Source organism: Methanothermobacter sp. KEPCO 2 (genome assembly GCF_041228365.1).
Classification (GTDB): Archaea; Methanobacteriota; Methanobacteria; order Methanobacteriales; family Methanothermobacteraceae; genus Methanothermobacter; species Methanothermobacter marburgensis.
Genome location: NZ_CP166185.1, coordinates 1,095,341 through 1,116,315, shown reverse-complemented (window position 1 = coordinate 1,116,315; position 20,975 = coordinate 1,095,341). Strand labels below are relative to the sequence as shown.

Sequence of the window (20,975 nt, the reverse complement as noted above, 5' to 3'; positions counted from 1 at the left end):
AATTCAATATATAACGAATATCCAGGAGAATAAGCAATGCTTTAAACTAGACGAAATCGTATGGAAATGGTATATTGAAGACATTGAAGAAGAAATACACAACATGCTTTAAACTAGACGAAATCGTATGGAAATCGTAATGCTAATGCTGCCCTTGAGGCCATCAGAATGGGCTTTAAACTAGACGAAATCGTATGGAAATAAAAGTTTGCGGATGCGTGGTGATAGAGATGAACATCGCTTTAAACTAGACGAAATCGTATGGAAATCTTTTTTTGCTTGAAAAGATTAAAAGGAGGCATAGTGCTTTAAACTAGACGAAATCGTATGGAAATTGGGTGACGCTGAAAGACTCCATGGGGGGTATGGGTTTTCGAGCTTTAAACTAGACGAAATCGTATGGAAATCCATATTTTCCCTGGGAGGGGCTTTGAACCTAAACTGCTTTAAACTAGACGAAATCGTATGGAAATTGAGGGGACTCTTCGGTGAGGGGGGGCGGTTGGCGAGCTTTAAACTAGACGAAATCGTATGGAAATTTCCACCTCCTCGGGGATGTTGTGGAGGAGTATGTTTGCTTTAAACTAGACGAAATCGTATGGAAATGGGGTTCTCCGGCCGCGTAGGGATAGGTTCCGGTTAAAAGCTTTAAACTAGACGAAATCGTATGGAAATTCAGAGAACATCTTCACCTCACAGTGAAAAATATGCGGGCTTTAAACTAGACGAAATCGTATGGAAATTATACTCTTTTGCATATATATGCTCCGATGCAAAAGCGCTTTAAACTAGACGAAATCGTATGGAAATTATACTCTTTTGCATATATATGCTCCGATGCAAAAGCGCTTTAAACTAGACGAAATCGTATGGAAATTAAGTCGTCTAGATGGTGGTGCCGTAGGGGTATATTAGCTTTAAACTAGACGAAATCGTATGGAAATACATCCTCCGCACCGCCGCCCAGGACGCCTACACAAGCTTTAAACTAGACGAAATCGTATGGAAATACCTTGAAGTGCTTGGTGCTCCTGCAGGGCCACCAGCGCTTTAAACTAGACGAAATCGTATGGAAATAGGCGATATTCGTCTCCGGGTGGAGGAGTCACTGGACTTGCTTTAAACTAGACGAAATCGTATGGAAATAAGATGAGAAATATGATGATATAAAAATAATTAAATCAGCTTTAAACTAGACGAAATCGTATGGAAATAACCATCTATAATGTGTGCACCGACACCACATTGGGATAGGGCTTTAAACTAGACGAAATCGTATGGAAATACCCCAAAATCTGTCGGTTCACCTCCAAGATAGGTTAGCTTTAAACTAGACGAAATCGTATGGAAATCCGATATCTACCCCGTAATCCTCAAGTGTCTGTTTCAGCTTTAAACTAGACGAAATCGTATGGAAATCTATCAAAGTCTTTTCCTCCAGAAATTCAGGATTATAGCTTTAAACTAGACGAAATCGTATGGAAATTCCTCATCATTAACAAAGAATGAGGTTTCAGCATAATGCTTTAAACTAGACGAAATCGTATGGAAATTTATCCTCCTTCAGGTGGTGGTAGGGTAGTGGTAGGGGCTTTAAACTAGACGAAATCGTATGGAAATTGGAATGTAACGGGACTATGGAATGTAACAGGGCTTTAAACTAGACGAAATCGTATGGAAATAGAGGAAACTAGAGGCCGCCCTCGAATTATCAGGGCAAGGCTTTAAACTAGACGAAATCGTATGGAAATGAAAAACAGGAGATGATAAATATGGATAAATATACAGCTTTAAACTAGACGAAATCGTATGGAAATTCCACTTCAGATACGCCTCCACAGGGCCTATTGGCCCGCTTTAAACTAGACGAAATCGTATGGAAATATCAACTATTAGTTGACAATTAGTTCAATAGATAAATTATGTAAATAAATATTTGGTATTGTGTGTGGTTAAGTTCTTGAATTGGAAATATCTTAAAATCAGACCAAATTGGGATATGCGGGACATTCACGGATTCCTCTTTCACTGCAGCAAAATATCTTAAAATCAGACCAAATTGGGATTGAAATTGACATGACTTGACTTCGTAATATATAGCTATAACGAATAAAAAATGAGGGCTCATCCGGCCCCACAGAGAAACCTTCCACTTACAGCGTCAACCCATGCCTCACCAATCACCATTTTGTAGGAGGGACTGGAGGGATTCCAGTCATACACCAGGACATGGTAGACGGGCCTCTTAACTCTAAGACGGACAATCTTCCCCCTCGTATTAAAACCTGAGATGTGCCTTGGGGGCTTCTTTATCAGTTTCGCCTTCAACTTTAACTTACTGTAATCCCCTGGAACGGATTTTTTAACAACCTTAATGGCCTTTGATGGGGATATAAGGCCATAGGAAGATTCGCTGAAGACTATGAACCCCACAAAAACAATCGATACAATTAAAGCAGCGATGGTAACTCTTCTCACAGAAACACCTCCCATAAATGATGAATCAGATCATCAACTCTCAATTGATTTTATAATTAACATTTCATTACACCCGGTCTCCTCATGGTATGGGACGCGCTGGATAAGTATTTCATGATCAGCAAATTCATCCATTATCCCCTGAAGGTATATGGACCTCCTTCTTCTGTGAATGTTGGTAACCGGAAATATCCTCACCTCTCGTCCCACCCTCAGCATCTCACGCACAGCCTCAACATGGAACCTGTAACTCAGTTTTTCCTCATAGAGGAAGAGGAGATTTGCAGATAGGACAAGATCAAACTGCAGGTCACTGAATGGTAGATGTGGCAGTTCCCCGGCAATGTAACCTGCAGGGTCTTCTCGGTAGTCACTCAGGAACTTCCTGAACACGGCCCTCCTGTAATCTTCAAGTGGCACGCCCTTAACCTTAATTCCACTGAGGAAATCACCATGGAATATTCTGTGCCTCTTAAAACTCTCTTCTGCCAGGGCTTCGAGTTCATCTGGTTTTCTACTGTAGATGGGGTCAACTGCAGTTACATCAAAACCCTTTCTATTCATTTCGCTCCTGAAGGAACTCACACCTGCGGCACAGTCAAGTATCCTCTTCCCTGCAAGTTCATCATCTTTAAGGTTGAACATGTCGGTGTACTCTGAGAGCCCCCTTCCAAGGAGAAGTACAGATTTCATAAATATGTGTTCACTTTTATTATATAAGTATTCATTCAAAATCGTCGGATTTTGACGTGGCCATATATATCATGAAATCAAAATACGAGCTTTTCGTCAATTTTTCTTCAGTTACGCCCTGATGCCATACTTTAAGGATTTTCATGTAATACTGGAATCATTTAGAACATTATAAATACAATGGCTTACATAAAAGAGTTTGTGTAAAAAAATAAAGGGGGGGTGAAAAATGAGAAAATTTACACTGACACTATCAATTCTTCTTCTAATGGTTGCAGTTGGAACTGCGAGCGCTGCAGACACTGACAACCAGACCGACTCTGATTCGATTATCACTGGTACGGTAACATACTGTAACAGTACAGAACCATTTGAGGGTGCAGTTATAAATGTGGCGTCCATGAACGGTTCTAATCTTGCTTCAGGTTTAACAGGTCCTGATGGGAGATACTCTGTCAGTCTTCAGTCACCTGATAGGACATTCGTGGTATCAGCGGTTGCTCCCGGGCATGTGATACCATCAAAGACCGTGACCCTTGATGAATCAGGTAGGGCCACAGCTGACTTCAGACTCGGTACACTGCAGCTGACCAAGGGTTCATGGGATACCCTCGGACTTGACCACAACAATGTGAATGTTGGGCCAAACCAGTACCTGATCCAGATCAGGGTTAAGAATAATGCACTAACAACGGCAAACAATGTAACAGCAAATTTGACCTTCGTTGCACCAACCAGTCCATACATCTACCTTGCGACAAATGAGACCCCAAACAAATATCTTGGGGACATAGCTCCAGGTGCCACTGTGGACGTATTCTACCTCGTGGAGGTTTCAAGAAATACCGCCGCGTATCTACAATCAAGAGGCTACACAGTAACGGTTGGGGGCACCAACACTGGAACACCGGACACAATAACTGGCACACTATACGTTGAGAAACTTGTATCACAGAACCGTAACGATGTGGTCTCCATAACTGTGAGCAATCCCACACCAGCCATAGGGGATGTGATAGCTGTCACCGTTGTATCAACTACATCGTCAGCCAACTATGATGTTGTTAACCTTCCACTTACAAACTACAACCCGGCTATTCTTCAGCCACTGAATGTAACAGTAACATATGGACCCAACACCAGCAACAATGTGCGCCTTGATTCACCAGGACAGACGAACTTTGTATCAGTCTGGCTCTTCAACGTGACCGGTGCCGGCGTAACAAGGCTCTTTGGTCTTATAACAGACAGAAGCGGTTCAAGTTACCACTACAACTCAGACTTTGGTGAGAACATAACCATAAAGGCCGTTGAGAAGGCAGACCTTGCCATAGCAAAGACTGTTGACAATGCAACACCCAACATGGGGGACACGGTTACTTTCACCTTGACGGTTGTAAATTACGGACCCAACAACGGTACAGGGGTCTATGTTGTTGACAAACTTCCAGCAGGTCTCCAGTTCGCATCAGCAACGGCATCCAAGGGTACCTACAATAACAACACGGGCATCTGGACCATAGGAAACCTCAACTACTTTGAAACTGTGACACTCAACATCACAGCCATGGTTGAAGCAACGGGAACCATAGTTAACAACGCCAACGTGACAGGTGATGTGTTTGACCCCAACATGGCAAACAACTATGCATCAGCAACGCTTAATTCTCCACCAGCATCAGACCTCACCATCGACAAGTCCGTGAGCAATTCTGAACCCTATGTGGGCGATATAATCCAGTACATAATCACAGTGAGCAACAGGGGTCCTGATAATGCACCGGCAGTTGTGGTGGAGGATATTCTACCCGCTGGTCTCATACTGGTAAGTGCAACACCATCCAAGGGCATCTATACCATGGGAACATGGTACGTGGGGACACTCAACTACCTTGAGGTGGCAACACTCACCATACTCGCGAAGGTCAACGCTACAGGCATCTTAACAAACTTTGCAAATGTAACATCACCGAACTTTGACCCGAACCCTGATAACAACAACGTGACACGGGATGTGCGTGGAATCCCTGTGGCGGATCTACGCATCATAAAGAACGTGGATAACCCAAGGCCCAACTTTGGATCCAATGTGACCTTCACAGTTGCAGTCACAAATCTGGGTCCAAGCACGGCTACAGGAGTCAAGGTGACTGATATACTGTCACCGGGACTCGTCTACCTCACCCACACGGTTACACAGGGTTCATATAACCCATTAACAGGGGTATGGACCATAGGAACACTGAACTATGCCGCATCAGCCCTGATGAACCTCACGGTCCTTGTTAACACTACGGGAGATTCAAATAACACGGTCTCAGTGACCGGTAATGAATACGACCCTGACAGGACCAACAATAATGCCATATCAGTCCTTAATGCAGTATCAGCTGACCTCAGTATCCAGAAGACCGTGGATAGATACGTTATAAACAACGGGGAAACAGCAACCTTCACAGTAACCGTGAGGAACGCCGGACCTGATACGCCATCAAATGTGGTTGTAACGGATCTTCTCCCAGCAGGTTTATCAATCATATCATACACGGTTACCCAGGGAACCTTCAGTGAGGCAACCCGCACATGGAATGTGGGATCACTTCCAGCCCTATTCCAGGCAACACTCACACTCTTTGTGAGGGCAACCCAGGCAGGATTCCAGACAAACATAGCCAATGTATCATCAGAACTGCCCGACCCAATGCCACAGGACAATGTTGATGCAGTTACAGTCGATGTGAGGCCATCAGCGGATGTTAAGATCACCAAGACCGTGAGCAACACCGCACCGGACTTCGGTGAAACCGTCGTGTTCTACATCACGGTAACGAACCTTGGACCGGACACCGCCACAGTTGTGAGGACGGTTGACGGACTGCCAGCAGGCCTTATCTACCAGTCCCATGTGGCATCTGCAGGGGTTTACTTCCCAGAGTTCTATGTCTGGGCTGTTGATTCACTTGCACCTGGCGCCTCAGAGACACTCAACCTGACGGCTCTCGTTGACGCAACAGGCGAACTCATAAACACAGTCTCAGTAACAGCAACAGAATATGATCCTGACATGACCAACAACTACGCAGCAGCTGTAATTAACGGACGTCCACTTGCAGATATCGCGGTTCAGAAGACGGTCCTTTTAACACCCATCAACAATGGACAGCGCACCAACTTCACTGTTACCGTTACAAATAACGGACCAAACGATGCAACAGGGGTTACTGTAACTGATATACTACCGGCAGCACTCACAATCCTGAGTTCAGAAGCATCACAGGGAACCTTCGCTGGCGGCGTATGGACAGTGGGCAACCTCGCAAATGGGTCATCAGCAACCCTAGTACTTGAGGTACTTGCAAATGCTGCCGGTATCTTCACCAACTATGTGAATGCATCAGCCGACGACCAGTACGATCCAGATATTTCAAACAACAATGCCACAGCTGTACTCACCGTGAACCCATCTGCGGATGTTGCAGTCACTAAGACGGTTAGTAACAGCACACCGAACTTCGGTGATCTGATAACATTCTATGTGACTGTCATGAACAATGGACCGGATAATGCAACAGGAATCACTTTAACAGAGAGCCTGCCTGCAGGACTTGTCTATAGGTCTCATGCGATATCACAGGGAGTATGCTACCCACTTGCATGCATATGGATAGTTGGGGATCTTCTGCCTGGTTCATCAGCGACTCTGAACTTCACTGTTCTTGTGAATAGGACTGGTGATGTTGTAAACAGGGTTCTTGCTGTGGGTGAAGAGTTTGATCCTTACCCTGAGAACAATACTGCTGAGGTTACGGTTAGGGTACCTGCGGCTGCTTATCTGGTGATTGATAAGGTGGTCAATGCGAGTGTTGCTAACTTCACTGATACTGTGAGGTTTACGGTTTCAGTGAGGAATGATGGTCCTGACACTGCGGCTGGTGTTGTTGTCACGGATCTGCTTCCGGCTGGTCTTGTGTATCTGAGCCATGTTGCTAGTCAGGGTACTTATGACGGTGTGACTGGGGCCTGGATTGTGGGTTCAGTGGTTAAGGATGCTGTTGCAACGCTTGAGATTGTTGCGAGGGTTGCTGTTAGTAACACTACTCTGGTTAACATTGCGGATGTGACGGCGGATACCTACAACCCGAATCCGGATACAAGTGCCAATGCCACTGTAACTGTGTATCCTGCTGCGGATGTTGCGGTCACTAAGACGGTTAGTAACAGCACACCGAATTTCGGTGATCTGATAACCTTCTATGTGACTGTCATGAACAATGGACCTGATAATGCAACAGGGGTTACTGTAACCGATAGCCTGCCTGCAGGACTTGTCTATAGGTCTCATGATGTTTCAAGGGGATCATTTAATCCACTGACCGGTGTCTGGCTGGTTGGGGATCTTCTGCCTGGTTCATCAGCGACTCTGAACTTCACTGTTCTTGTGAATAGGACTGGTGATGTTGTAAACAGGGTTCTTGCTGTGGGTGAAGAGTTTGATCCTTACCCTGAGAACAATACTGCTGAGGTTACGGTTAGGGTACCTGCGGCTGCTTATCTGGTGATTGATAAGGTGGTCAATGCGAGTGTTGCTAACTTCACTGATACTGTGAGGTTTACGGTTTCAGTGAGGAATGATGGTCCTGACACTGCGGCTGGTGTTGTTGTCACGGATCTGCTTCCGGCTGGTCTTGTGTATCTGAGCCATGTTGCTAGTCAGGGTACTTATGACGGTGTGACTGGGGCCTGGATTGTGGGTTCAGTGGTTAAGGATGCTGTTGCAACGCTTGAGATTGTTGCGAGGGTTGCTGTTAGTAACACTACTCTGGTTAACATTGCGGATGTGACGGCGGATACCTACAACCCGAATCCGGATACAAGTGCCAATGCCACTGTAACTGTGTATCCTGCTGCGGATGTTGCGGTCACTAAGACGGTTAGTAACAGCACACCGAATTTCGGTGATCTGATAACCTTCTATGTGACTGTCATGAACAATGGACCTGATAATGCAACAGGGGTTACTGTAACCGATAGCCTGCCTGCAGGACTTGTCTATAGGTCTCATGATGTTTCAAGGGGATCATTTAATCCACTGACCGGTGTCTGGCTGGTTGGGGATCTTCTGCCTGGTTCATCAGCGACTCTGAACTTCACTGTTCTTGTGAATAGGACTGGTGATGTTGTAAACAGGGTTCTTGCTGTGGGCAAAGAGTTTGATCCTTACCCTGAGAACAATACTGCTGAGGTTACGGTTAGGGTACCTGCGGCTGCTTATCTGGTGATTGATAAGGTGGTCAATGCGAGTGTTGCTAACTTCACTGATACTGTGAGGTTTACGGTTTCAGTGAGGAATGATGGTCCTGACACTGCGGCTGGTGTTGTTGTCACGGATCTGCTTCCGGCTGGTCTTGTGTATCTGAGCCATGTTGCTAGTCAGGGTACTTATGACGGTGTGACTGGGGCCTGGATTGTGGGTTCAGTGGTTAAGGATGCTGTTGCAACGCTTGAGATTGTTGCGAGGGTTGCTGTTAGTAACACTACTCTTGTTAACATTGCGGATGTGACGGCGGATACCTACAACCCGAACCCTGATACAAGCGCAAACGCCACTGTAACGGTTAACCCAAGGGCAGAGCTCACCATTAACAAGACAGTGGATAGAAGGGCTGTGCGCATTGGTCAGAATGTAAGGTTCACCATAACGGTAACCAACAATGGACCCGACACAGCACTTAACACAATGGTTACCGACAGGCTGCCAGATGCCATGAGGTACATATCATCAAACGCCACCAGGGGTTCATACAACCCTGCAACTGGTGTCTGGATGGTGGGAGACCTCCCAGCAGGTTCAAGTGCAGTCCTCGACATCGTGGTTCAGCTCATAAGGCGCGGCACATTCGTCAACGTTGCAACCGTGAGCTCAGGTTCAAGTGGGGGTAACAACACCACGGACGTTGAGATCGATGTTGAGCCATCACCAGGTCCAGGACCATCACCGGGACCATCACCGGGACCTAGACCTGTACCAATGAAGCCAACAGGAGCACCTTTAACTGCACTTGTTGCAGGAATGCTTCTTGTGGCAGCAGGTTCAGCGATATCCAGGAGAAAATAAACCCTTTCCTTTTATTTTTTTAGAATTCACCTTGTGATTGCTATTCTTAACAGATAGATTATGTATATAATGAGAAGCACGACTCCTTCCACTCTTCTAAGCTCCATATCTGGTCCACATGAAGTACATTACAATAACTGTCAAAACTATCAAAACTGGGGCATCAAGCACAATTGAGAGGGCCTCGACAGGGATTTTTACGAATAATGATGGAACCCCTATGCCTATGAGGATATTGAATATGTTACTCCCCAGTACCGTGCCCAGTGAGAGGCTACACATGTGCTTCCTTGCGGAGTTAGCGGCGACAACAAGTTCAGCAAGGCTTGTTCCGATGGCAAGGGCAAAAAGGCCGACTATCATCTCAGGAATATGGAGAGCCACGGCAATTTCAACTGCGCTGTAAACCAGTACCCTCCGGAACACCAAAAGGCGGCGAAACTTAAAACTGCAGTTACAATGGTCTTCCAGCCAGCATCACCACCCTCTATGAGGTGGCTTGTGTTATTTCCTCTGCTTCTTTATAAGAATTAAAAGGTAAACACCATAGAGGCTGAGGAGAACGGCACCTGTAAGTGAACCTATGGGTCCCATGAGCATGAAAGATGAAAGTATCAGGATGCTGAGAAGCCCGAACACTCCATCCCTCCGGATATCGTCCCTGTTTGTTGTGACAGCACAGGAGAGAGTGGCAGATATTCCTATGATACCTGCAATGTTCCATATGTTTGAACCTATCACCACACCCACACCGAGTTCAGGCTACCTGTAAGGACAGAGATCATGGTGGACCCGAATTCCGGAAGAGATGTCCCTGCAGCTGCAACCGTAACTCCCAGTATTATCGGGGATATTCCAACTTCCCTCCCGATATCAACGATCTTGTCCACAAAGATGTCCGCGGATATTATAACACCGATCAGTGAGGCGCAGAAGATTAATATTAGGATGATGGGTGACATGATTAATAATCCCCGTGCTTAATAAATCCACTGCCAGTTATATATATGGATCATGATAAATAGACCTTAACTGTAATTGGTGGTAGCCTATGAAGAATCTTTCAAGGGAACTGGTTTCAAGGATACATGAGATATCACGTCCTGTTAAGATAATGCACGTCTGCGGTTCACATGAACACACTATAATGCAGCATGGAGTAAGATCACTTCTCCCGGATGAGGTTGAGGTGGTGGCCGGGCCGGGGTGCCCTGTCTGCTGCGTACCTGCCCGGGAGATAGACGAGTGCATAGAACTTGCAAGGCAGGGCGTTACAATCACAACATTCGGTGACATGCTACGTGTTCCTGGTTCGAAGGGGTCACTTGCAGATGCCAGGGCCGAGGGCGCCGATGTCAGGATAGTCTACGGAGTGGGAAATGCTGTGGATATAGCAAGAAAACTTGACAGGGAGGTGGTCTTCATGGCGGCCGGATTTGAGACCACCGCACCAACAACAGCATCGGAGATACTATCAGGCCCACCAGAGAACTTTTCAGTCCTATCCTGCCACAGGCTGATACCTCCGGCACTCAAATTCCTCATAGAATCAGGGGAAGTTAACCTAAATGCCCTCATAGAGCCGGGCCATGTATCAACCATAATCGGCATGAAACCCTATGAGCCATTCTCAAGGGACTACGGAATACCGCAGGTCATAGCGGGCTTCAACCCCCTTGACATACTAATGGCAGTGTACATGATACTCAGGCAGATCGAAAGGGGCGAGGCAAAGGTTGAGAATGAATATAAGAGGGCAGTGAAACCTGAGGGTAACATAAAGGCCCAGGAGGCGATGGATGAGGTTTTCCGCATAACCGAGAGGGAGTGGAGGGGATTCCCGGTCATACCTGAATCTGTATATGAGATCAGGGATGAATTTTCGGAGTTCAATGCAAGGGAAAAATTTGATATTGATGTTGCTGACGCCGTTGAGGTGCCAACTGGCTGCATATGCGGCGCAATACTGAGGGGTGTTGCAAGGCCAGAGGAATGCTCACTCTTTAAGACCCAGTGCACACCCACGAACCCTGTGGGGGCCTGTATGGTTTCAAGGGAGGGAACCTGCAACATAGCCTACCGCTACAGTTCATTCAGGGTGCAGTGATGAGGGCCATTGCAGTTGACATAGATGGCACAATAACCGACAGCTCCAGAAAACTGTGCATCAGTGCTCTCAGGGCCCTCAGGGGCGCTGAAAGAAAAGGAATCCCTGTCATAATCGTGACAGGGAATGTCCTGTGCTTTGCAATGGCAACATCCGTCCTTATAGGGACAAGTGGTGGTGTTGTGGCTGAAAATGGTGGCGTGATATACTCTAATGGGGATATAAGGGTCCTGGGTGATATCGAAAAGGCAGAAACCGCCTACAATCACCTTAGAGAGATTTACCCTGTTAGTAAGGTCCAGTTCTCTGATCTCAGGTTATCTGAGGTTGCAATCACCAGGGACATCCCTGTTCAGGCCATCAGAGAGGCCCTTGGGGGATTTGATGTGGAGGTCTATGACACGGGCTTTGCAGTGCACCTTACAGACCCCAAGGTAAATAAGGGCTCTTCCCTGAAACTTGTGGCAGAGTCTATGGGGATTGAAATGTCTGATGTCATGGCAATAGGGGACAGTGAGAACGATATTGAATTCCTTGAAAGAGCGGGCCTCAGTGTGGCCGTTGCCAATGCAGCCCCTGAGCTCAGGGAAATGGCAGATTATGTGACTGCAGGGAAATATGGTGATGGAGTTAGGGAGGCTATCCATAAATTTGCCGGGGTGGATATCTGATGTTTGATTTCGCTGAAAAGGCCCTAAAGCTGGCCTTAAGGAACTCTGAAATGGCTGAGGTCTACATTGAAAGGGAACAGACAGTTGAGGTGCAGGTTCAGAGGGACATCATAGACTTTGGTAAGATAGAATCCATGACAGGTGTCGGTATAAGGGTACTTAAGGGGGGTAGGATGGGCTTTGCATACACTTCAGATCCATCGAATCTCCAGCGAGCCGTTAAAATGGCCACAGAGAATCTCAGGCTTGCCGATCCAGATGAAAATTTTGGGTTCTCAGAGCCGGCCAGCTACCCCACCGTGAAGGATATCTTTGACGCATCATTCCTGGAACTGGACGTTGGGGAAGCTGCCAGCATCGCAGAGGTCATGGTTGATAAAACACTTGATGAGGGCTGCAGACCAACAAGCGGCGGGTTTTCAGCATCCATGGTTGAAACATTCATCCTGAACTCGGAGGGTGTTGAGGCTTCATCAAGGTCAACGGGATTCTCAGCATACATATCGGTGAATGCCGAGAAAAATAGGTCCAGGACAACGGCATATGAGTCTGATTCATCATGCAGCATGGACATAGACCCTGAATGGATAGCTGGAAGGGCATGCAGGATAGCCAGGGATTCACTTGGCGGTGAAAATGTTGAGAGCGGAAGGGTGTCAGCTGTACTGGATTACCATGCGGCTGCAGGGTTGCTCGGCACATTTGCCGCGGCATTCAGTGCGGATAACGTTCAGAGGGGGAGGTCCATCCTGGCTGATAGGATCGGCACTGAAATAACATCCCCTGACCTCAGCATATACGATGATGGTACACTGGGGGGTGGTCTTGGCTCATCACCCTTTGATGGGGAGGGCACACCATCCCAGAGAACACTCCTTGTTGCCGATGGAGTCCTTGAGGGCTACATACACAGCATCTACACCGCATCTAAGGGGTCATGTGAGAGCACAGGTAACGGGCTTCGAAGCTACTCGGACATACCCCTGGTTTCAACCACAAACTTCGTCCTTGAATTTGGGGATGAGGTTTCAGTTGATGATTTCAGCGGGATATATGTGACTGATGTGCTGGGTGCCCACACAGCAAACCCCATCTCAGGTGACTTCTCGGTTGAGGCCAACAACGCTTTCCTTGTGGAGGGTGGCGAATTCACGCCAGTGAAGAAGGCAATGCTCTCTGGTAACATATTCGACCTTATGAAGACCGTCTCATCCACAGACCTTGAGAGAAGGCAGATTGGAGACTTTGTAACAGCACCCCTCATTGTTGAGGGAATCCATGTAACAGGTTAAAATGTCACTGAAAGATGCTCTTGGCCACTACCTTGATGTGAGAGATGGAGGGAAGAATGCAAGATTTCTTGAGGCAAAGGCCACTCCAGCATCCTTCAGCAGGGAGTCAGAGACCAGTGAACTCTGGCGGGAACATGAAAGAATAGAGCAGGGCTTTGAGTGTTCGGAGGAGTGCAGGAAATCATTCCTTGATCTTAAAATTGAAATTGCAGAGAGGATTTTCAGGAAATGTTCACTGTGCCACTGGAGATGCGGTGTTGATCGTAACCTGAAACCTGGAAGATGCGGTGTCACATCACCCAGGGTTGCATCGGAGTTCCTGCACTACGGTGAGGAGGCGCCGCTGGTGCCCAGTCACACCATCTTCTTCTCGGGCTGCACAATGAACTGTGTCTTCTGCCAGAACTGGGACATATCACAGAACCCATCTGTGGGTGTCAGCATCCCTGAGGATAGACTCGCGGCCCTCATAGAGGATCGAAGGCGGATGGGTTCAGCCAACGTCAACTTCGTTGGGGGAGACCCAACCCCTGCACTACCATACATTCTACGTGTCCTCCGGCGGATATCCATCAGCGTACCGGTGGTATGGAACAGCAACATGTACCTCTCACAGGAATCCATGAGGCTCCTGAGCGGTATCGTGGACCTCTACCTCACCGACTTCAAATTTGGCAACAGTGACTGTGCATTGAAACTTGCCGGTGTAAGGAACTACTTTGAGGTCGTATCAGAGAATCACCTCAGAATAAGGGGTGAGGATATGATAATAAGGCACCTGGTGATTCCAGGCCACCTTGATTGCTGCACAAAACCCATCATATCATGGGTCGCGGATAACCTGGGAAAAGACATCGTAATGAACATCATGGGCCAGTACAGGCCCCTCTACAGGGCATCATGGTACCCTGAACTGAACCGTTATCCATCCCGTGAGGAACTTGAAGAGGCGAGGCGATGGGCTCTGAGGGAGGGTATTGAAAATCTTATTTAAGTACTTCCTTGGGGATGATTTCATTGAAATCATGGGTTTTGAGGTATTGAAAATCTTATCTGAGGATCAGTTTAGGTGATTTCGGTGAAGATTTTAATAACAGGAAGGCCTGGAAGCGGGAAGAGCACCCTTATTGAGAGAATAAAGGATCACCTGGAACTCGCGGGTCTTTCTACTGGGGGTATATTCACCCCGGAGGTGAGGGAGGGCTCATCAAGGGTTGGCTTTGAGGTTGTGGATATAAAATCAGGTAGAAGGGGTCTTCTTGCCTCGGTGGATAGCAGGGGGCCGCGTGTTGGAAGGTACGGTGTGAACATTGAGGTTATTGATGAAATCGCTGTTCCAGCGATAATGAGGGCGCTGAAAGAGGACGACTGTGTCCTGATAGATGAGATAGCCCCAATGGAACTTAAGAGTGAGGGGTTCAGGAGGGCTGTGGAGGAGGCGCTGGATTCAGAAGTTCCTGTGGTTGCAGCGGTCCACAGAAAACTTGTTCAAAGTATAAGAAAGAGGGGTGACATAAGAGTATTTGTTGTGGATCCTGAGAGTCGCGATGATGTTTATCGGAGGATCATTGATTTACTGGGTGATTGATTATGGAATGTGCTGATTATGGTATTACAAGGGCACTTGAGAGGGACAACCTCAACCTCAACCCCCTCCAGAGGGGCGGTGTTTTACCTGCAGCCGCCAGAAAGGCCCTATATGAATTTGGGGATGGCTACAGTGTCTGTGATTACTGCGCTGGCAGACTGGACCAGGTTACAAGGCCTGCTGTGAACAGCTTCCTGGATGACCTCGCAGATTTCATAGACGCAGATGCTGTCAGGACGGTTCATGGGGCAAGGGAGGGCAAATTTGCGGTGATGCATGCCCTCTGCGAGGCTGGTGACACCATCGTTGCAGATGGAAACGCACACTACACCACACACCTCGCTGCAGAGAGAAACAACCTTGAGATTGTTGAGGTCCCATCAACGGGATACCCTGACTATGAGATAAAGCCCGAAACCTACAGGGAGGTCCTTGAGGATGTCGCTGACAGGGTTGATGTTAAACTTGCGGTTCTAACACATGTGGATGGTAATTACGGTAACCTCACCGATGCAGAGGAGGTAGCCAGGATATGCAGAAAGATGGGTGTCCCCCTCCTCTTGAACTGCGCCTATTCCATGGGGCGCCTCCCTGTTAAACTCAGAGAAATCGGAGCGGACTTTGTTGTTGGAAGCGGGCACAAGAGCATGGCGGCCTCTGGACCGATAGGTGTTCTTGGGATGAGGTCTGAATGGGAGGACACCCTCCTCAGAAGGTCAGGGAGGCATGAGAAGAAGGAGATTGAGATGCTGGGCTGCACATCACGTGGAGCGCCACTTGCCACCCTCATGGCTTCCCTTCCACACGTTGTGAAGAGGGTTTCCAGGTGGGACGATGAGATTAAAAAAACCCGGAGACTTGTCTCTGAACTTGAGGAGATGGGTGGTATAAGGCAGATTGGTAAGAGACCCAAGGAACACGACCTTGTGAGGTTTGAAACCCCAGTATTCCATGATATAGCATCTTCCCATCCCAGAAAGGGTTTTTTCCTCTACGAGGAACTTAAGAAGAGGAGGATTGTGGGTATAAGAAGGGGTCAGACCAAGTGGTTCAAGTGCAGTGTCTATGGGATGACAGATGGGCAGGTTCAGTATGTCATTGACTCCTTCAGGGAGATCATCGAGAAAAACAGGAATTGAATTTTTTTCATGGGAAATGCAGTTAAATCATACTGCATTTTACTTTTAAGAAGAACAGGAATTGAATCAATAAACAGGGAATTCCCTTATAGTATAACAGGGAACTGTATTTCCCTTACCTTTTCACGGTATATCTCCCGTGGAGCCCCTATTATGTCAATTCCGTTCTCCTCTGCGTAAGCTATGAGCTCCTCATAGGTTTCATTCCGATTTTCAGTGTATTCTTTAAATATGACGGTGTGTTCGGGGATCGTAACAATTTTAATGTCACCGGCACCCTCTGATTCACCCTTTACTGGTATTCCAGCATCATATCTGCCATCATCCTTGAGGGGGCTTGTGTAGAATATCACTAGAGGGGCACCTGCTATTTCAAGGTCCTCTGATGAGATGAAGTCCCTCACCTTCTCAATGAGTTCGCCGGCTTTGCTTAGAGGTCCGCTGAAGGTTATAAGCGCCAGTTTCTCATCACTTAATGTCTTTTTTCCTGTCATTGAATCACCTTCACTTATTTACCCAACTACCAGTATGGGGGTTTCTGCAGATTTAAGAACCTTACGCGTTATGCTTCCTGATATTATGCGGTCGAGGCCGTGTTTACCTGAACTGCCCATGACGACCAGGTCCACATCCTCATCCTCCATTGTCTCGAGGATAACCTCTGCAGGGTTGCCCTCAAGTATCTGGGTATCTAGTTTGCACTCCTTCATCCTACCGTTTTTCTGCATTGATGAAAATTCGTCCTTGAGGATGGATATTGCCTTCTCTGACTGTTTTCTGAGTATCCTTTCAATGCGTCTGCTGATATCTTCATCCCAGACCTTCCTGTAGGATGTGTCAACTACACTTATCCCGAGGATATCTGCACCGCTCATCTCTGCAATTCTGAATGCGTGTTCTGTTGCCTTCCTGGCGTCATCTGAGCCATCTGTGGGTATTAGTATTCTCCGGTACACCATCAGACACCTTCACCTATGAGTTTTATGGAGTCATCTGCCGAGTTCTGGAGTGCTATGCTGAACCCGGGCTCTGCACCTATAACAAGGGTTTCCTTCCCGTTCTCCTTTGCTATGTTTATTAGGGGGAGGAAATCTGCATTACGGGTCATCAGTGCAACCACATCAATGTGGGGGTTATGTATGAGTTCAAAGGCCTCCACTGCAAGCTGGACATCCACGTCCCCTGCGACTATCATGGGAGAAAAGCCCTGGTTTACAACTGCCTCGATGAGTTTATCTGAGGCGTACTGATTGAGGAGGACCTTACCCACCCTGAGGTTTCCCCTGTCAACCAGAAGGTTCTTAACAAAGTCAAGGTCTGAGCAGAATTCCTTTCTGAGCATGTTTGGACCATCCACAAGGAGTCCAAGATTCTTTTTATCTTCCTGGCTGTTGTCTATTATCACGAAGTTAGCTTCATCATCCATATTCATTCTTTTCCTCACGCATATCGTTACTTTAAATACAGATTGTATCTAAAACCTTATATAGTTATTTATGTTGTGGCTGCTATTCATGAGTCTCCGCTTTCTGGCTTCTGATTTTTCAGGGCCGATTCAAGGAATATCTCAAGGTCCCTCCAGAATCTGTCCCTACCGATTTTTCGAGCCTCAAGAACCATCCTTGATGTGAGGTCGAGGTTGAGGGAATTTATGGCCAGTGTATGTATGTATATGGATAGCTCAACTGGGTCGAGGTCACTGCGAATGCTGCCGTCCTTCATACCCTCTATGATTGCCTCAACCATGAGTCTCCACATCCCTGTACGGAGATCCACTATCTCCCTTGCATCCTCAGTTTCGCTCATCTCAAATCTTTCTGTGCCACTGTAGCAGTATATCCTGAAGTAGTCAGGGTGTTCCTTTGAGAATCTGTAAAGGGCGTCCACCATGGCCTTAACCTTGCCGTAACCGTCTGTTTCAAGTTCTGAACATTCTGAGTACATCTTGTGGAGTATTCTTACACCGTAGAGGTTAACGGCGAAGAAAAGGGCCTCCTTATTTTTGAAGTAGTAGTAGAGGAGTGCCTTGTTGACCTCTGCCCTTTCTGCTATTTCATCCATGGTCACATTGTCGTAGCCCCTCTCAAAGAATGCCTTCTCAGCAGCCCTTATTATCTGCATCTGTCTTTTCTGCCTTTCACGTTCTCTCCTGGAAGTCGGGGCCATCTTGATTCACCTTTTCTGTATCTGTAGGATATCTGTTCTGCGGCTTTAAAAGACTTTTACCGGAAGATTTATATATTTTTAACTACAAGTTAAACTTTAACCAGAAGTTAAAAATTAACTGATGGTTAAAGGAGGTGTTTGTAATGGTTGACAAGAAACCGGTACCCGAGGACTGGCCCCACATAGTTGGGGACTATGTGGTTGGTGATGCCGAAAGTCCGGTTGCGGTTGTCACCCTCGGGTCCCACATGGAAGATGAGCCTGTAAGGGCAGGCGCAGCGATTTCAGGTCCACTGCACACAGAGAACCTTGGAATAGAGAAGGTCGTTGGTAATGTAATTGCAAACCCCAACCTAAGATTCCTCCTTGTATGTGGTGCAGAGGTCATGGGTCACATCACGGGCCAGACCATGAAGGCCCTCCACAGCAACGGGGTTGATGGAGAAAGCGGAAGGATAATCGGGGCCACCGGCGCCATCCCCTACATAGAGAACATGCCTGATGAGGCCATAGAGAGGTTCAGAAGGCAGGTGGAACTTGTTGACATGGTAGATGTTGAGGATCCCGCTGCAATAGGAGAAAGAATAGGGGAGTGTGTGGTGCATGACTCAGGGGCAATTGATGAGGAGCCCCTCATTTTAAGGCCTTCTGAGGATCTGAATAAAAATAAACCCGATGAAAACACCTGATTACTTTTTTTAAGGGTCCAGACCGCCACTCTAATGGCGGTCTCTTCCTCCTATATTTTAAATTCTTATTCTTATTCTACGCCGGGACTGGGATTTGAACCCAGGCGGAGCATGGCTCCACAAGATTTCCAGTCTTGCGCCTTACCTGGCTAGGCTATCCCGGCAGAATAAGTTATTAGTTTTAGAAAAAGGTTTTTAAGCGCCGGGACTGGGATTTGAACCCAGGCGGAGAGAATCTCCACGGGATCTCAAGTCCCGCGCCTTACCTGGCTAGGCTATCCCGGCAGCATCAGATAAAAGAGATTGATAAACTCTTATTTATATAGTTTTTGGTCCCTGAATTTGGTTATAGGGGTTTGCACCCCAGTTAACTCTTGAGTTCTATTTCTATGCTGACGTTGTCAGGTACATTGACCTTCATGACCTGACGCATTGCCCTTTCATCGGCCTCTATACCCACAAGTCTCTTGTGGATCCTCATCTCCCATTTCTCCCAGGTTGCGGTTCCCTCACCATCAGGTGATTTTCTTGTTGGGACCACAAGCCTCTTGGTTGGGAGGGGTATTGGGCCTGACATGTCCACGCCTGTCCTCTCAGCGATCTTCTTCAGCTGGTCACAGACGTATGCCAGTTTTTCAGGGTCTGTCCCTGTGAGTTTAATCCTTGCTTTGTGCATCTGAATCCTCCTTTAAAAAAGGGAAGGGATGGGATTTATTTTGCTGGTACAAGGTCTATACACATTCCAGCAGCCACTGTCTGTCCCATGTCCCTTATGGCGAACCTTCCCATGTGTGGGATGTCCTTTATCTTTTCAATGACCAGTGGCTTGGTTGGTTTGACCTTCACGACAGCAGCGTTACCTGTTTTGAGGAAGTCTGGGTTTTCCTCTTCGACCTGACCTGTTGCAGGGTTCATTTTCTGCACAAGTTCAAGGAATGTGCAGGCAACCTGTGCTGTGTGGCAGTGGAATACAGGTGTGTAACCGACTGTTATGACACCTGGGTGCTGGAGAACGACGATCTGTGCTGTGAACTCCTTGGCAACCTTTGGTGGGTTGTCCAGGTGTCCTGCAACGTCTCCCCTTCTGATGTCGTTTTTACCGACACCCCTTACGTTGAAACCTATGTTGTCACCGGGTTCTGCCTGGTCGATCATCTCGTGGTGCATTTCGATGGACTTGACCTCTCCACTGACACCTGCTGGTTCAAATATTACGTTTTCACCCTTCTTGAGTATACCGGTCTCCACACGTCCAACTGGGACTGTACCCACACCTGTGATGGAGTAGACGTCCTGTATGGGTATCCTCAGTGGAAGGTCCACAGGTTTTTCAGGTGCTTCAAGGTCGTCGAGTGCTTCAACGAGTGTTTTACCCTTGTACCATGGTGTGTTGTCGCTTTTGGTTGTTATGTTGTCACCCTCGAAGGCTGAGAGTGGTATGAATTCAACGTCGCTTGGCTTGTAACCAACTGTCTTGATGAGGGCTGCAACCTCATCCTTGAGGGCGTTGAATTTTTCTTCGTCGTAGTTGACAAGGTCCATCTTGTTGATGGCCACTATGAGCTGGTTTATACCCAGTGTCCTTGATAGGAAGACGTGCTCCTTGGTCTGGGGCATTACACCGTCGTCAACTGCAACCACAAGGACTGCGGCGTCTGCCTGGGATGCACCTGTGATCATGTTCTTAACGAAGTCACGGTGTCCAGGACAGTCCACGATGGTGAACTCGTACTTGTCTGTTTCGAATTTTGCGTGTGCAAGGTCGATTGTAACTCCCCTTTCCCTTTCTTCAGAGAGCCTGTCCATGACGAACCTGAACTTGTCCTCACCGTCAGCCAGCTGCTGCTCGGCGATTGCCCCTGCCTGGAGGAGCAGGTGTCCCACTAGCGTGGATTTTCCGTGGTCTACGTGTCCAATAAACGCCAGGTTCATGTGTTCTTTTTCTTTAGCCATATTATACCTCCATATGTGATGATTTAGCCTGATCTAGATTCAACACCTACACGTGTTGTTTGTCTAAGGTAATTTCCTATATTC

General features: G+C 47.3%; 17 protein-coding genes, 2 tRNA genes, 1 pseudogene and 1 CRISPR repeat array (1 of these 21 cut by a window edge). Of the genes and pseudogenes, 8 read left to right on the top strand and 12 right to left on the bottom strand.

All coding sequences use genetic code 11. The features are described 5' to 3' along the window. A CRISPR array of direct repeats spans nucleotides 1-1,884; the repeat unit is 30 nt; unit sequence GCTTTAAACTAGACGAAATCGTATGGAAAT; it reaches 7,894 nt to the left of the window's first position. 240 nt (nucleotides 1,885-2,124) lie between these two features. Next, nucleotides 2,125-2,478, bottom strand: a complete 354-nt coding sequence (locus tag AB9H23_RS05890; protein WP_370004490.1) for a hypothetical protein — start codon at nucleotides 2,476-2,478, stop codon at nucleotides 2,125-2,127. 33 nt (nucleotides 2,479-2,511) lie between these two features. Next, nucleotides 2,512-3,171: a hypothetical protein gene (locus AB9H23_RS05885; protein ID WP_370004489.1), complete on the bottom strand. Its 660-nt coding sequence runs from the start codon at nucleotides 3,169-3,171 to the stop codon at nucleotides 2,512-2,514. A gap of 229 nt (nucleotides 3,172-3,400) precedes the next feature. On the opposite strand from AB9H23_RS05885, the gene AB9H23_RS05880 reads away from it, so the two are divergent. After that, nucleotides 3,401-9,286, top strand: coding sequence for a DUF11 domain-containing protein (locus AB9H23_RS05880; protein WP_370004488.1), 5,886 nt, complete (start codon nucleotides 3,401-3,403; stop codon nucleotides 9,284-9,286). 96 nt (nucleotides 9,287-9,382) lie between these two features. Here the strand turns inward: AB9H23_RS05880 and AB9H23_RS05875 are convergent, their stop codons facing one another. Together AB9H23_RS05875 and AB9H23_RS05870 are read right to left on the bottom strand one after the other, a co-directional pair. Beyond that, entirely contained in the window at nucleotides 9,383-9,712 is a 330-nt protein-coding gene (locus AB9H23_RS05875; RefSeq protein ID WP_370005960.1) for a hypothetical protein, read from the bottom strand. Between the two features lie 78 nt (nucleotides 9,713-9,790). Then, nucleotides 9,791-10,248 (bottom strand): annotated as a pseudogene (locus AB9H23_RS05870) (hypothetical protein). 89 nt (nucleotides 10,249-10,337) lie between these two features. Here AB9H23_RS05870 and hypD point away from each other — a divergent pair. The 6 genes from hypD to pscS all read left to right on the top strand — a co-directional run bounded on the left by hypD (nucleotide 10,338) and on the right by pscS (nucleotide 16,083). Continuing rightward, the gene (hypD, locus tag AB9H23_RS05865) at nucleotides 10,338-11,393 is read left to right on the top strand and encodes a hydrogenase formation protein HypD (RefSeq protein ID WP_370004487.1); all 1,056 of its coding nucleotides are present in this window, start codon (nucleotides 10,338-10,340) and stop codon (nucleotides 11,391-11,393) included. Next, on the top strand, nucleotides 11,393-12,064 hold the full coding sequence (locus tag AB9H23_RS05860) for a phosphoglycolate phosphatase (protein WP_370004486.1): 672 nt from the start codon (nucleotides 11,393-11,395) through the stop codon (nucleotides 12,062-12,064). The genes hypD and AB9H23_RS05860 overlap by 1 nt, the downstream gene beginning before the upstream one ends. Beyond that, complete coding sequence (locus AB9H23_RS05855) at nucleotides 12,064-13,356, top strand: TldD/PmbA family protein (protein WP_370004485.1); 1,293 nt, start codon at nucleotides 12,064-12,066, stop codon at nucleotides 13,354-13,356. The genes AB9H23_RS05860 and AB9H23_RS05855 overlap by 1 nt, the downstream gene beginning before the upstream one ends. 1 nt (nucleotide 13,357) lies before the next feature. Beyond that, nucleotides 13,358-14,350: a radical SAM protein gene (locus tag AB9H23_RS05850; RefSeq protein WP_370004484.1), complete on the top strand. Its 993-nt coding sequence runs from the start codon at nucleotides 13,358-13,360 to the stop codon at nucleotides 14,348-14,350. An 84-nt stretch (nucleotides 14,351-14,434) separates the two neighbouring features. After that, a complete protein-coding gene (locus AB9H23_RS05845; RefSeq protein ID WP_370004483.1) occupies nucleotides 14,435-14,944 on the top strand; it encodes an NTPase in 510 nt (169 codons plus the stop codon). A gap of 2 nt (nucleotides 14,945-14,946) precedes the next feature. Next, on the top strand, nucleotides 14,947-16,083 hold the full coding sequence (gene pscS / locus AB9H23_RS05840) for an O-phospho-L-seryl-tRNA:Cys-tRNA synthase (RefSeq protein ID WP_370004482.1): 1,137 nt from the start codon (nucleotides 14,947-14,949) through the stop codon (nucleotides 16,081-16,083). Between the two features lie 86 nt (nucleotides 16,084-16,169). Here pscS and AB9H23_RS05835 read toward each other — a convergent pair whose 3' ends face one another. From AB9H23_RS05835 to AB9H23_RS05820, 4 genes are all read right to left on the bottom strand, one after another. Then, nucleotides 16,170-16,577 (bottom strand): GyrI-like domain-containing protein, encoded by a 408-nt coding sequence (locus tag AB9H23_RS05835; RefSeq protein WP_370004481.1) that lies wholly within the window; start codon nucleotides 16,575-16,577, stop codon nucleotides 16,170-16,172. Nucleotides 16,578-16,595: 18 nt separating this feature from the next. Continuing rightward, the gene (locus tag AB9H23_RS05830) at nucleotides 16,596-17,042 is read right to left on the bottom strand and encodes a universal stress protein (protein ID WP_370004480.1); all 447 of its coding nucleotides are present in this window, start codon (nucleotides 17,040-17,042) and stop codon (nucleotides 16,596-16,598) included. Beyond that, nucleotides 17,042-17,515 (bottom strand): TIGR00288 family NYN domain-containing protein, encoded by a 474-nt coding sequence (locus AB9H23_RS05825; protein WP_013296242.1) that lies wholly within the window; start codon nucleotides 17,513-17,515, stop codon nucleotides 17,042-17,044. The genes AB9H23_RS05830 and AB9H23_RS05825 overlap by 1 nt, the downstream gene beginning before the upstream one ends. An 80-nt stretch (nucleotides 17,516-17,595) precedes the next feature. Then, nucleotides 17,596-18,249 carry a TetR/AcrR family transcriptional regulator gene (locus tag AB9H23_RS05820; RefSeq protein ID WP_013296241.1) on the bottom strand — a complete coding sequence of 218 codons (654 nt, stop codon included), beginning with the start codon at nucleotides 18,247-18,249 and terminating at the stop codon, nucleotides 17,596-17,598. Nucleotides 18,250-18,392: 143 nt separating this feature from the next. Here AB9H23_RS05820 and mtrA point away from each other — a divergent pair, with 143 nt between their 5' ends. Next, complete coding sequence (gene mtrA, locus AB9H23_RS05815) at nucleotides 18,393-18,938, top strand: tetrahydromethanopterin S-methyltransferase subunit A (protein WP_370004479.1); 546 nt, start codon at nucleotides 18,393-18,395, stop codon at nucleotides 18,936-18,938. Between the two features lie 79 nt (nucleotides 18,939-19,017). Here mtrA and AB9H23_RS05810 read toward each other — a convergent pair. From AB9H23_RS05810 to tuf, 4 genes are all read right to left on the bottom strand, one after another. Continuing rightward, nucleotides 19,018-19,102: transfer RNA gene (locus tag AB9H23_RS05810), tRNA-Ser, on the bottom strand. A 36-nt stretch (nucleotides 19,103-19,138) separates the two neighbouring features. Then, a tRNA-Ser gene (locus tag AB9H23_RS05805) sits at nucleotides 19,139-19,223 on the bottom strand. 82 nt (nucleotides 19,224-19,305) lie between these two features. Continuing rightward, entirely contained in the window at nucleotides 19,306-19,614 is a 309-nt protein-coding gene (rpsJ, locus tag AB9H23_RS05800; protein ID WP_010876685.1) for a 30S ribosomal protein S10, read from the bottom strand. Between the two features lie 35 nt (nucleotides 19,615-19,649). After that, nucleotides 19,650-20,891 (bottom strand): translation elongation factor EF-1 subunit alpha, encoded by a 1,242-nt coding sequence (gene tuf / locus AB9H23_RS05795; protein ID WP_370004478.1) that lies wholly within the window; start codon nucleotides 20,889-20,891, stop codon nucleotides 19,650-19,652. Nucleotides 20,892-20,975 lie beyond the last annotated feature (84 nt).